Raw genomic sequence first — 13002 nt, forward strand, 5'->3', positions numbered from 1 at the left:
GCGACTCGTGGCCACTTCGCCTCGCCTGCGGCAGGGCAATCGCATATGGCAAAGAACTTCGTCGTCCCGGACAAGCGCAGCGCAGATCCGGGACCCAAAACCACAGGGCGTGGTGATAAAATCGAGCTGGGGGCACAGCCTTGTTCAACAACAAGGCCCTGTGGTTATTGGTCCCGGCCTACGCCGGGACGACACCGAACTTTTGTCATGCTGCCTGCGGGGAAAGGCCGGAACGCATCGCCAGATGCGTTCCGGGTGAGGGAGAACCTCAATGCCCCGCCATATGCCGGCCGATCTCGGTGAGGTCGGCTTCGCTGGCCCGGGCCTCGTGGACGAACGCGCCGTGGAACATCACGACCAGCCGATCCGACAACTCCAAGAGCTCGTCGAGGTCTTCGCTGACCAAAAGCACCGCCGCGCCACGGTTGCGGGCGGCCATGATCTCGGCATGGATCTGCGCCACCGCAGCGAAGTCGAGCCCGAAGCAGGGATTGGCGGCGATCAGCACTTCGACGTCGCCCGACAGCTCGCGTGCCAGCACCGCGCGCTGCACGTTGCCGCCGGAGAGCGCGGCAATCGGCGTCTCCGGCGTGCGGGTCTTGATCTTGTAGCGGTTGATCTTGCGCTCCGCATCGCTCCTGAACGCTTTGCCGTTCAGCCACCAGCCGCCGCGGGCGAACGGGGCGCGGTCGAATTCACGAAACGCGATGTTGTCGGCGACGCTCATGCCGCCGACACAGGCGTTCTTCAGCGGCTCCTCCGGCAGCAGTGACATCCTGTGCCGCCGCATCTCCTCGCGGCTCGCCGCATAGGCCTCGCCCTGGACGCGGATCACGCCGCTCTCGGCCTCGCGCTGGCCGGCCAGCACCTCGACCAGTTGGCGCTGGCCGTTGCCGGAGACGCCGGCGATGCCGACGATCTCGCCGCTCTTCACCGTCAGCGAGACGCCATGCACCGCGATCGCGCCGGCATCGTCAAGCGCGGTGAGTCTGTCGAGCTCGAGCCGCGCTGCGCCGGTCTCGCCGGTGCGCGGCGGCTGCACCGTCAGCTGCTCGGCGCCGATCATGGTGCGGGCCATCTCGTCGGGCGTGAGGTCGGCGACCCGGCCGGTGCCGGCGAGCTTGCCGCGGCGCAGGATCGTCACCTCGTCGGCAAACGCCATCACCTCGCGGAACTTGTGCGTGATCATCAGGATGGTCAGTTCGCCCGCGACGACCATCGCGCGCAGCATGCCGAGCACTTCGTCGGCTTCGCCCGGCGTCAGCACCGAGGTCGGCTCGTCCAGGATCAGGAAGCGGCGCTTCAGATAGAGCTGCTTGAGGATCTCGCATTTCTGCCGTTCGCCGGCGGAGATGTCGGAGACTTTTGCGTCGAGCGGCACCTTGAACGGCATCCGCGCCAGGAAGGCCTCAAGCTCCTTCTTCTCCTTGCGCCAATCGACGATCGAGGGCACGTCGTCGCGTGCCAGGACCAGGTTCTCGGCGACCGTCATCGCCGGCACGAGGGTAAAGTGCTGGTAGACCATGCCGAGACCGAGCGCATGCGCGTTCTTCGGATTGGCTATGCTCTGCTGGCGGCCGCCGACGATGATGTCGCCCTCGGTGGCGTGGTAATAGCCCATGATGCATTTCACGAGCGTGCTCTTGCCCGCGCCGTTCTCGCCCAGCAGGGCGTGGAACGAGCCGGGGCGCACTTTCAGTTCGACATTGTCGAGCGCGAGAAAGTCGCCGAACCGCATCGTCACGGCGATGGCGTCGACGCCGAACGCGCCTGACGGTGCGGGCGGTTCGCCGATGATCACGACAGCGCTCCGATCAGGTCGGCGGATCTGGTCACCGCGCCGAACACGCCGCCCTGCATCTTGATCATCTTCAGCGCGTGGTCGTGGTTGCTCCGGTCGGTCGCGCCGCAGCAGTCCTCGACCAGCACGCATTCGAAGCCGCGGTCGTTGGCCTCGCGCATCGTGGTGTGGACGCAGACGTCGGTGGTGATGCCGGTCAGCACGATGTTCTCGATGCCGCGCAGCCGCAGCATCAGTTCGAGGTCGGTGGCGCAGAACGAGCCCTTGCCGGGCTTGTCGATGATGGGCTCGCCCGGCAGCGGCGCCAGATCGGGGATGATGTCCCAGCCCGGCTCGCCGCGCACCAGGATGCGGCCGCACGGACCGGGGTCGCCGATCCCGGCGCCGATCTGGCGCGAGCGCCAGCGTTTGTTGTCTGGCAGGTCGGCCAGGTCAGGCCGGTGGCCTTCGCGGGTGTGGATGATGTGAAAACCCTGCGCGCGCATCACCGCGAGCAGCTTCTTGATCGGCTCGATCGGCGCCCGCGTGAGCGAGAGGTCATAGCCCATCTTGTCGACATAGCCGCCGACGCCGCAGAAATCGGTCTGCATGTCGATGATGATGAGCGCGGTGTTCTCCGGCCGCAGGTCGCCGTTGTAGGGCCAGGCGTAGGGCTCGGATTTGATGAAGCGCTCGGGCATGAATGATCTCGCGGTCTATCGGGTGATGGACAATTCGGCCGGTGCGCCGGTCAGCGTGCGCTTCGGCGAGCAGGTGATGATCATGATCGCCAGGGTCAGGATGTAGGGCGCGGCGTTGAACAAATGATAGCCGGAGGTAATGCCGACCGATTGCAGCGCCGGCCCGAGGGCTGCGGCGCCGCCGAAGGCGAGCGAGGCCCACAGGCACAGCATCGGGTCCCAGCGCGCGAAGATCACCAGCGCCACGGCGGTGATGCCTTGTCCCGAGGAGAGGCCTTCGTTCCAGCTGCCGGGATAGAACAGCGACAGGAACGAGCCGCCGATGCCGGCGAGGAAGCCACCGACCATGGTGGCGCGCAGCCTGATCAGAAGCACCGAATGGCCCATCGCACGCGCCGCGTCCGCGCTCTCGCCGGCGGTGCGGATCAACAGGCCCCAGCGCGTGGTCCTGAATGCCCAGTACAGCAGCGGCGCGATCGCGACGCCGATCAGGAACAGCACGTTGATGCGCAGCGCCGCGCGGAGCTGCGGGATGTCGCTCCACCAGCCGAAATCGATCGCCGGCAGCCGTGCCGCGGTCGGCTCGATCAGTGGCTTGCCGAGGAAGAACGCGAGTCCGGTGCCGAGCAGCATCAGCGCGATGCCGACCGCGATGTCGTTGACGCGCGGCAGCGAGCAGATCCCGGCATGCAGCGCGCCGAACAGCGCGCCGGTGATGCCGGCCGCGAGCACGCCGAGCCATGGCGAGCCGGAGAGATAGGAGATGCCATAGGCGCTCAGCGCGCCCATCACCAGCGTGCCCTCGAGACCGAGATTGATGCGGCCGGATCGCTCGGTGATGCACTCGCCGAGGCTGACGAACAAAAACGGCGTCGAGACGCGGATGGCGCCGCCGAACACAGCGAGCGGGACGGTCCAGAGCCCGAGCGATGCGTCCGCCATGTCAGGACTTTCCCTTCAGGAAGCCGATCCGTCCGTAAAGCGCGTCGCTCGCCAGTACGAACACGAAGATGATGCCTTGCAGCACCAGCACCGAGGCGTCGGGCAGGCCGAGCCGCCGCTGCAACAGTCCGCCGGAGGCCGAGATGCCGCCGAGCAGGATCGCCACCGGAATGATCGCCAGCGGATTCTGCCGCGCCAGGAACGCGACCAGGATGCCGGTGAAGCCGTAGCCCGCGGCGAGGTTGGCGTTGGTGCGGCCCTGCACCGCCGCGACCTCGATCATGCCGGCGAGCCCGGCGCAGCTGCCGGCGAGGAAGCAGACGGTCAGGATCAGCTTGCCGACCGAAAGCCCGACGATCTTGGCGGCGCGGATGTTGCCGCCGGCAACGCGCGCGGCGAAGCCGAACGTGGTGTGATAGATCAGGATGTAGGCGGCAATGGCTGCCACCAGGCCGAACACCAGGCCCCAATGCACGTCGGTGCCGGGAATCGTGCCGATCATGTTGGCGGCGCCGATCTCGCGGGTCGACGGCTTGTTAAGGCTCGCCGGATCGCGCATCGGTCCCTCGACCAGATGGTTGAGGATCGCCAGCGCGATATACACCAGCAGCAGGCTCGAGATCGTCTCGTTGACCCCGCGATACTGCCGCAGGCCGCCCGACAGCATGATCCAGAGGCCGCCGCCGATCATGCCCGCGATCACCATCGCGATCTGCACCACGAGCGGCGCCGCACCTTGCAGCGCCAGCGCCGCCGATGTCGCCGACAGCGCGCCGATCAGCAGCGCGCCTTCGCCTCCGATGATCACCATGCCGAGCTGCGCCGGCAGCGCCGTGCACAGCGCGGTCAGGATCAGGGGCGCGGCGCGGGTCAGCGTGTTCTGCCAGGAGAAGGCGGTGCCGAACGCGCCGTAATACATGTAGAAATAGAGATCGAGCGGGTTCTTGCCGTAGAGCGCGACGAAGATGCCGAACACCGCGAGCGCGCCGACCAGCGCCGCGCCGGGGATCAGGATATATTCGATGCTCGCGCCGTAGCGCTGGAGGAAGCCGGGATCGGCGGCCGGAGCAACGCCGGCCGCCTCCACCGATTCCGCCGCCTCGGTCGTCACGCGGTGGCTCCGATCACGCCCTCGACCAGATAGTCCATCTTCTCGAGTTCGGGATCCTGCTGGCCGCGATCGGTGCCGCCGGCGATCACCGTCTTGCCCTTGTTGTCGGCGATCGGGCCCTTGAAGATCGTGTATTCGCCGGACATGAACTTGGCCTTGACGTCGTCGGCATGCTTGCGTGCTTCCGCCGAGACCATCTCGCCATAGGGCGAGACCTTGACGATCTCTTCCTTCAGGCCGCCGCGATAGAAGTTCGGGATCGCTTCGCCCGCCACGATCATCTTGACGAACTTCGGATACAGCGCCTCCCAGTTCCACTCGGCGCCGGTGAGATAGGCCTTCGGGGCCAACGGCGACTGGTTGACGTGATAGCCGCACACCATCGCGCCGCGGCGCGCGGCGTTCTCGACCATCGTCTTCGGTCCGTCGACATGGCAGGTCAGCACGTCGACGCCCTGGTCGATCAGGCTGTTGGTGGCCTCGGCTTCCTTGACCGGCATCGACCAGTCGCCGGTGAAGATCACCTGCGTCGTCGCCTTCGGATTGGCGAGCCGGGCGCCGAGCGTGAAGGCGTTGATGTTGCGCAGCACCTGCGGGATCGGCTTGGCGGCGACGAAGCCGAGCTTGCCGCTCTTGGTCGAATAGCCGGCGACGATGCCGGAGATGTATTGCGCCTCGTCGATGTAGCCGAAATAGCTGCCGGCGTTCTTCGGGTCCTTGTCGGTCCACAGGCCGCCGCAATGCTCGAAGTGCATCTTCGGAAACTTGGCCGCCATCTTGAGAACGTGCGGGTTGTAGTAGCCGAACGAGGTCGGAAACAGCAGCGAGGCGCCGTCGAGGTTGATCATGGACTCGATGGTCTTCTCGACCGCGTCGGTCTCCGGCACCTTCTCTTCCTCGACCACCTTGATGCCGGGCAGCTTCTTCAGCGCCGCGGCGCCCTGGGCGTGGGCCTGGTTGTAGCCGTAGTCGTCGCGGGACCCGACATAGATGAAGCCGACCGTGGTTTCCGCAGCCGCAGCGCCGCGAACGCCGAGCGAGCTGCCTAGCGCCAATGCCGCGCTTCCCTGCAATAAATGCCTTCTCGAAATCCTGCTAAAATCCATCGCCTGCTCCCTCCGGCGGGGCGGGCCCGCCTGTCCTTGTGCAGCCGCCGTAACGGCGGCGCTTGACAGAGTGTCGCAAGCTTCATGCCAGAGCACGTTTGGCGATCACGGTTCCGTAAGTAGCTGATTATGAATGCGAACGACGGTCGACGTGGTTCGCCTTTGGAATCGGCAGAGCCAAAATTGCCTAATTTGTATGCGATCAATCCTCATTGTATGCAATGCCGTTAAGCAGCCGCTAACCGCCGAGCGGCCGATGCGCGCCCGGCCGGAAGGCGGCATTTGCCGGCTGGTGAATCGGACCGGGCCTGCTACGAGTGGAGTGGGCTCCGGCGCCGGTTCGACCGATGGGAAACAGTATGAGCGAGAAGAATCCGTCTTCCCTTGGCGACGAGATCGTGGCGCGGATCGATCAGCTCGCGGCGATCTCGGAGACGCCGGAGCATCTGGCGCGCATTTTCCTCACCGAGGAGCATCGCAAGGCGGCCGACCTCATCCTGTCCTGGATGCGCGAGGCCGGCATGAGCGCGCATCTCGATGCGATCGGCAATGTCTGCGGCCGCTACGAGGGCGAGCGGCCGGGCCTGCCGGCGTTGATGCTCGGCTCGCATTACGACACCGTGCGCGATGCCGGAAGGTGGGACGGCCCGCTTGGCGTCATCACCGCGATCGCCTGCGTCGCCGACCTCAACCGGCGGGGCAAGCGGCTGCCGTTCGCAATCGAGATCGTGGGCTTCGCGGACGAGGAGGGCGTGCGCTTCGCCTCGACCCTGCTCGGCAGCCGGGCGGTTGCCGGCACGTTCGACGAGAGCGTGCTCAACACAAGCGACCGCGCCGGCATCTCGATGCGCGATGCGCTGATCGCCTTCGGCCTCGATCCCGATCATATCGGCAAGGCGGCGCGCGTGCGTCGCGAGCTGCTCGGCTATGTCGAGCTGCACATCGAGCAGGGGCCCGTGCTGGAACAGAAGGCGCTGCCGGTCGGTGTCGTCTCCGCGATTTCAGGTGCGACGCGGCTCGCCGCCAGTCTCACAGGATTCGCCGGCCATGCCGGCACCGTGCCGATGCCGCTGCGGCGGGATGCGCTGGCGGGCGCCGCCGAATGCATCGTTGCGATCGAGCAATTCTGCCGGAGCGATGAAGCCGGCCTCGTCGGCACCGTCGGCTATATCAACGCGATGCCCGGCGCCACCAACGTGATCCCGGGCAAGGTGTCCTTCACCATGGACATCCGCTCGCAGAGCGACATGCATCGCAAACGCGCGGTCGCCGACATCGTGCGGCAGATCGAGGCGATCGCAAAGCGACGCGAGCTCGCGCTGCAGATCGACGTCACCCACGAGAACCGCAGCGTGCCCTGCGCGCCATGGCTGAAGGCGCAGATCGCCGAGGCTGTCGCAGCCGAGGGCCATACCGTGTTCGAACTGCCGAGCGGGGCAGGGCACGACGGCATGGCGATGGTCGATGTCGCCGATATCGGCATGATCTTCGTGCGCTGCCGCGGCGGGATCAGCCACAATCCGGCCGAGCACGTCGAGCTCGCCGACGCCGACACCGGCGCGCGGGTGCTGCTGCGTTTCGTCGAGAATTTCCGACCGCACGGTACAGTGAATATGTGAAGGTGCCGCGGCTGGGCGGTCGTCCGTCCGTGCCGAATCTGGACAGATTTGATCGCCGTTGCCTGGCACAGTCGGCCTATTTGCGCGCCGGCCGTGAACGGCTAGACTTGGTGCCAACGGGGGGAAGGACATGCGGTCGTCCGTCGTCCAGGACGTTCAGTTCCCAAAACAACCGGCGCTGCAGCTGATCTACGACACTGCACCGATCGGTCTCGCCTACCTCTCTCCGGACTGCCGTTATCTCCAGATCAATCAGCGGCTCACCGAGATCTGCGGCATCTCGGTCGAAGGCCATCTCGGACGCACCGTGCATGATTGCGTGCCCGCGCTGGCCACCGCGGTCGAAGGCATCGTTCGCTCGATCATGGAGACCGGCGAGCCCGTGACCGGCGTCGAGGTCTACGGCCAGCGTCCGGGCCACAATGACGAGCGATGCTGGATCACGCATTGGCATCCGCAGCGCGAGCCGAACGGCAGCATCGTCGGCGTCAACGTTGCGGCTGAGGAGATCACCGATCGCAAGCGCAGCGAACGCGAGATCCGCGCGGCGCGGGATGCGGCCGAGAAGGCCTTGCATCATCTGCAGGAGACCCAGGCGTCGCTGATCGAGGCGGAGAAGCTCGCGGCGCTGGGCCGGCTGGTGGCCGGCGTCGCGCATGAGATCAACAGCCCGGTCGGCACCAGCCTCACGGTCGCCTCGGTGCTGGAGCAGAAATGCGCCGACTTCGCCGCCGAGGCAGCGCGCGGCAAGCTGAAGCGCTCGAGTCTGAGCGATTTCATCGAGGTCGTCGAAAGCGCGTCGTCGCTCTTGGTCGGCAACCTCAAGCGCGCAGCGGACCTGGTGCAGTCATTCAAGCAGGTCGCCGTCGATCGCAGCTATTTCGATCGCAGCGCGTTCGATCTCGGCGAGGTGACGGAACAAGTTCTTTCGAACCTGCGCCCGGCGTTGCCGAAGAACAATCTGGCGCTCGAGGTCGATTGTCCGTCGGGTCTGGCGATGAACAGCTATCCCGGTCCTTACGGTCAGGTGCTGACCAATCTGTTCGTCAATGCGGTCGCGCATGCATTTCCGGACGGCAAGGGCGGCACCATCACGATCCGGCTGCGCGCGTCAGGCGCGGACCGGGTCGAGATCCTGTTCGCCGATGACGGCTGCGGGATGGACCGCGACGTGCTGCGGCAGGCCTTCGATCCCTTCTTCACCACGCGCCGCGACATCGGCCGGATCGGGCTTGGCCTGCACATCGTGCACAACATCGTCACCAACCGTCTGGGCGGAGAACTGCATCTCGACAGTGCCCCAGGCATGGGAACGCGCGTGCGGATCACGCTGCCGCTCATCGCCCCGCAGCGCGGGACGGACAGCTGAGGCCGGATCAGGTAGCCGAGAAGGAAATACTCCCCGGCCAGGGAGTCGGAAAACGTCCTTCCAAGGTACGGGTGCAAAAGGCATTCCGGGACCCTTGCTTCTGCCCCCGCCGTCGCGACATTGTCACGGCAGTCCCTGATGGTCGCGACGATGAGCCAATCCGCATTCGATCCCTTCGGTGAGCCGGTTCCCGCGGTCGATTCCTCGGCCGGGAGCGAGGCCGTGTCGAAATGGCTGAAGACCGCGGGCACCGGCGTGTTCTGGGTGCTGGTGGTCGGCATCGTGCTGGCACGCGCGGTGTATTTCGAGCCCGGCGTGTTCAGCTTCGAGCGTGTCGTTGCCTGGGCGCAGGGTCTGTTCGCCGCGCTCTGAGGCGCAGGATGGTTTGGTCTCGGCCTATCTCTCGTATAAGGGCTCTTACTCTCTCGATAGACCGTAATCACTCAACCGATTCGCTGCGTGATATGAAAGAAGCCGCGAACGGAGGCGGCTTCGGTTTGCAGAGCTAGCTGCGTCTAGCCTGCTCGGCTGCAAGACGAGCATCGATCGCGTCGAGGACGGCGAGTTGTGCCTGTTCGACCGACGCTATGGCGTAGTCGACGGCGAATCCGGCGTCTTCTTCCAGAAGGTTTGCGCGGTCCTCGGCGAGGTTCGCCTTGATATCATGCTTTGCCTGGAGCGCGTACGCCTTCAAGGTGTTCACGTCCGCAGTGATCTTTGCTTGCAGCGCTTGCCTGTCTCTGCTGGCAGACTCGCCGACCGACTTGATTTGCTGGCTGATCTTTTCGACTGCTGTCTTTGCAGCCGAAAGCGCCTCCGTTTTGCGCGCTTCGATCTTGTCACGCGCTTCCTTTTGTGCGGCTGCAAACGCAGCTTCGGCGTTTCTTGCGCGCACCGACAATTCGGCGAGTTGTTCAGAAAGGGGCTTCATGCGCTCCTCCTTCAGTTGAACGTTTCACGACCGGCTCGCAAATAACGTGCTCTCGTCCGAGCCATGTTGATTTGGATCAACTTACTTGGAAACGAGCAGTAAGCGGCCGCGCGGAGCGAAGTCTCTATTGGTCAAAAGCGTTGGTTTCAGCCATCCGGCATTCGGGTCCGGACCGTTCTCGAATCCGGCGGTACGTATGCGCTCCGCATTTTCGTTTAATCGCGTCTTCGGGTTACAAGAAGATGATATTGCCAGGGTCGGATCGCGTCTCGGCTTTGCCTGCGAAAGCGGGCGTTACTCCGGTCTCATCGCGCTCTGGCGGCCCGCGTCCGCGGCGCCGTGTTCGCGGCCCTTGTCTCCCGGATGATCCCCTCGAACGCGACCGCCGCCGGCACATCCAGCCGGCCGGGCGATTTGAGCTGCCACAGCGTGCGCTCGATGTGGACGCCCTTGATCGGGATCACCTTCAGTTTTCCGAGCTTGACCTGATCGTCGATCGTTGCAACCGATACGATCGCGACCCCGACACCCGCTGCGACCGCCTGCTTGATCGCCTCGGTGCTGCCGATCTCCAGCGTCCGCTGCGGCTCGACGCGGTGGGCGGCCAGCGCCTGTGCCACCACCTCGCGCGTGCCGGAGCCCGGCTCGCGCACGATCAGGATCTCTTCGTTGAGCTGGCGGACGTCGATCGGGCCTGCGGCAGCCGCGAAGCGATGATCAGGGCCTGCGATCAACACCATCACGTCGGTGCGCCAGGCGTCGCTGGTCAGGTTCTCGTCCTCGACCGGCCCTTCGACCAGCGCGATCTCGATCTCATGCCCGAGCATCAGCGCCGCGATGTCGCTGGTGTTGGCGCTCACGACATGCAGGTCGATGCCGGGAAAGGCGCGGTGGAACACGCCGAGATATTCCGGGACCATGTAGGTCGCGATCGTCGTGCTGGCGCCGATCCGCAGCGAGCCGCTGTCGAGGTTGCGCAGCGCCTGCAATTCGTCCTCGGCGGCGCGCTCGGCCGCGAACAGCGTCTCGGCATGCCGGGCCAGCGCCGCGCCCTCCCGGGTCGGCCGCACCCCCTTCGGTGTGCGGTCGAGCAGCCGGCAGCCGACCTGCAGCTCAAAATCCCGCACCCCCTTGGAGATCGCCGGCTGGCTGATGTGCAGGAGGTCGGCAGCGCGGGAAAAACTTCCAGTCCTCGCCACGGCCGCGAACAGGCGGAGCAGGTGCAGGTTGAGGGACATAACTTCTCTCTATCGGGGCAGTCCGAAAAGATATTAGCCAATGAGTGGGGTCTGGCGCATAAAATCTTCTCCGAAAAGAGGATTTTGTGCCGGAACAAGAACAACATCAGGGGCGGATGCAGGGGGTGCTGAAGGGCATCATCCTGCTCATTCCGGGCATTCTGCTCTGCGGAGCGGTCACCGTCATCTCACTCGGCATCCAGGCCGCCGAGGAGCGGGTTTTCGACCACCCCTATATCGAGGCGCTGGTGGTCGCGATCCTGCTCGGGATGGCGGTGCGGACCGCCTGGGACCCGTCCGAGCGCTGGCGCTCGGGGATCGCCTTCAGCGCCAAGCAGCTGCTCGAGGTCGCGGTGATGCTGCTCGGCGCGTCGATCAGCTTCGCCGCGATCCTGGCGTCGGGCTGGCTCCTGATCGGCGCCATCGCCGCGACGGTCGTGGTCATGCTGGCGGTGAGCTATGGCCTCGCCCGCCTGCTCGGGCTGAAGACCAAACTCGCGATCCTGATCGCCTGCGGCAACTCGATCTGCGGCAATTCCGCGATCGCGGCGGTGGCGCCGGTGATCGAGGCCGATGGCGACGACATCGCCTCGTCGATCTCGTTCACCGCCATCCTCGGCGTGCTGATGGTGCTCGGCCTGCCGCTCCTGATCCCGCTCCTGAAGCTGACCGCGACGCAATACGGCATTCTCGCCGGGCTCACGGTCTATGCCGTGCCGCAGGTGCTGGCGGCGACCGTGCCGGCCGGCATCGTCTCGACCCAGATCGGCACGCTGGTGAAGCTGGTGCGCGTCCTGATGCTGGGCCCGATCGTGGTCGCCCTCTCGCTGGTCGTGGCGCGGCGGCGCGAGGGCGGGCCGGCGAAGGAGGGCGCGGCAAAGACCGCCTCGATCAGCCCGTTCAAGCTGGTGCCGTGGTTCATCATCGGTTTCCTGGTGCTGGCCGCGCTGCGCTCGTTCCAGCTGGTGCCCGACATCGCGATCGCACCGGTGACCAGGACGGCGGCGATCCTCACCGTGCTCTCGATGGCCGCGCTCGGCCTTGGCGTCGATGTGCGTGTGCTCTCGACCGTCGGCGGCCGGGTGACGGCCGCGGTGACGCTGTCGCTGATGCTGCTCTTGGGCTTGAGCATCGGTCTCGTGCACTGCTTCAAATAGCCGCTTGCGGCGGCTATTCGGCGGCTTTCGCGGTCTTGCCGAACATCCGTGTCGGTGCGGCAAAGCCGCAGGACGTGCCGTCGGTGATCTTGACCTGATCCTCCCAGGGCAGACGGAAGCGGCCGGACACCATGTCCTGCATGAAGGTGTAGGGGCAATCCATCGCGCCGCCCTTCACCGCGACATAGCCGCGGTGCCACAGCTGATAGATGTTGTTCTCGACGCCCCAATTGATCCGCGCCTCGCGCACGAGGTCGGGCCGCACCTCGGCGGTGATGATCTCGTCGGCCCGCCCGGTGGTGCCGTGCGCGATGATGCTGCCGTCGAAATTGACGATCATGCCTTCGCCCATCGAGTCGAACGAGCCGTCCGAGCCGCACATGCAGACATTGGCGGTCACCATCAGGTTCTGGAACGCATTGGCCTGGTTGGTGAAGCGCCAGCTGTCGCGGATCGGCGCGGTGTATCCCGCGGTGCGGATCATGATCTCGGCGCCCTTGTAGGCGCATTCGCGCGCCATTTCCGGGAACATGCCGTCGTGGCAGATGATCAGCGCGAGCTTCGCGCCCTTCGGTCCGTCGATCACCGGAATGCCGATGTCGCCCGGCTCCCACGGCTCGACCGGAATCCAGGGATGGAATTTGCGGTAGTAGAGCTTGATCTCGCCGTGATCGTCGATGATCAGTCCTGAATTGTAGGGATTGCCGTGCGGGTTGAACTCCATGATGGAGAAGCAGCCCCAGATCTTGTTGTCGATGCAGGCCTGCCTGAAGGCTGCGACTTCGGGCCCGTCGAGCCGGCACATGATCTCCGGATTGGTATCCATCGAGAGGCCATGCAGCGAATATTCGGGAAACACGACCAAGTCCATGGTGGCGAGATTGCGCCGCGCCTTGCCGACCATCCAGACGATGCGCTCGGTCTGCCGCGCCAGATCGGCCCTGGTCGCGACCACGGGCAGCTGCAGCTGCACCAGTCCGATCACGACGCCGTTGGGTGACTTGTTGAGGCCGCCAAGTCCGTTCATGCCTGTCCTCCCGCCTGTTGA

12 protein-coding genes are annotated in these 13002 nt (G+C 65.5%); 4 read left to right on the plus strand and 8 right to left on the minus strand.

Translation table 11 applies throughout. The features are described from left to right. Positions 1–268 precede the first annotated feature (268 nt). The 5 genes from JQ507_08295 to JQ507_08315 are packed head-to-tail and all read right to left on the minus strand — an operon-like array spanning position 269 to position 5640. Positions 269–1798, minus strand: a complete 1530-nt coding sequence (locus JQ507_08295) for an ABC transporter ATP-binding protein (protein QRI73255.1) — start codon at positions 1796–1798, stop codon at positions 269–271. Beyond that, complete coding sequence (locus JQ507_08300) at positions 1798–2481, minus strand: cysteine hydrolase (protein ID QRI71460.1); 684 nt, start codon at positions 2479–2481, stop codon at positions 1798–1800. The genes JQ507_08295 and JQ507_08300 overlap by 1 nt, the downstream gene beginning before the upstream one ends. 15 nt (positions 2482–2496) lie before the next feature. After that, the gene (locus JQ507_08305) at positions 2497–3423 is read right to left on the minus strand and encodes an ABC transporter permease (GenBank protein QRI71461.1); all 927 of its coding nucleotides are present in this window, start codon (positions 3421–3423) and stop codon (positions 2497–2499) included. 1 nt (position 3424) lies between these two features. Then, positions 3425–4534, minus strand: a complete 1110-nt coding sequence (locus JQ507_08310) for an ABC transporter permease (GenBank protein ID QRI71462.1) — start codon at positions 4532–4534, stop codon at positions 3425–3427. Continuing rightward, a complete protein-coding gene (locus tag JQ507_08315; GenBank protein QRI71463.1) occupies positions 4531–5640 on the minus strand; it encodes a BMP family ABC transporter substrate-binding protein in 1110 nt (369 codons plus the stop codon). The genes JQ507_08310 and JQ507_08315 overlap by 4 nt, the downstream gene beginning before the upstream one ends. A gap of 359 nt (positions 5641–5999) precedes the next feature. Here JQ507_08315 and JQ507_08320 point away from each other — a divergent pair, with 359 nt between their 5' ends. The 3 genes from JQ507_08320 to JQ507_08330 all read left to right on the plus strand — a co-directional run bounded on the left by JQ507_08320 (position 6000) and on the right by JQ507_08330 (position 9000). Further along, positions 6000–7259, plus strand: a complete 1260-nt coding sequence (locus tag JQ507_08320; GenBank protein ID QRI71464.1) for an allantoate amidohydrolase — start codon at positions 6000–6002, stop codon at positions 7257–7259. 130 nt (positions 7260–7389) lie between these two features. Further along, on the plus strand, positions 7390–8628 hold the full coding sequence (locus JQ507_08325) for a PAS domain-containing protein (protein QRI71465.1): 1239 nt from the start codon (positions 7390–7392) through the stop codon (positions 8626–8628). 150 nt (positions 8629–8778) lie between these two features. Next, the gene (locus tag JQ507_08330) at positions 8779–9000 is read left to right on the plus strand and encodes a hypothetical protein (GenBank protein ID QRI71466.1); all 222 of its coding nucleotides are present in this window, start codon (positions 8779–8781) and stop codon (positions 8998–9000) included. Between the two features lie 133 nt (positions 9001–9133). On the opposite strand, the gene JQ507_08335 is transcribed toward JQ507_08330, so the two are convergent. Beyond that, positions 9134–9559 carry a hypothetical protein gene (locus JQ507_08335; protein ID QRI71467.1) on the minus strand — a complete coding sequence of 142 codons (426 nt, stop codon included), beginning with the start codon at positions 9557–9559 and terminating at the stop codon, positions 9134–9136. Positions 9560–9864: 305 nt separating this feature from the next. After that, positions 9865–10797, minus strand: a complete 933-nt coding sequence (locus JQ507_08340) for a LysR family transcriptional regulator (GenBank protein QRI71468.1) — start codon at positions 10795–10797, stop codon at positions 9865–9867. 116 nt (positions 10798–10913) lie between these two features. Here JQ507_08340 and JQ507_08345 point away from each other — a divergent pair, with 116 nt between their 5' ends. After that, complete coding sequence (locus tag JQ507_08345) at positions 10914–11954, plus strand: putative sulfate exporter family transporter (GenBank protein QRI73256.1); 1041 nt, start codon at positions 10914–10916, stop codon at positions 11952–11954. 13 nt (positions 11955–11967) lie between these two features. Here JQ507_08345 and JQ507_08350 read toward each other — a convergent pair whose 3' ends face one another. After that, positions 11968–12981, minus strand: a complete 1014-nt coding sequence (locus tag JQ507_08350; protein QRI71469.1) for a formamidase — start codon at positions 12979–12981, stop codon at positions 11968–11970. Positions 12982–13002: the final 21 nt, after the last annotated feature.

The sequence above is a fragment of the Bradyrhizobium sp. PSBB068 genome (genome assembly GCA_016839165.1).
Classification (GTDB): domain Bacteria; phylum Pseudomonadota; class Alphaproteobacteria; order Rhizobiales; family Xanthobacteraceae; genus Bradyrhizobium.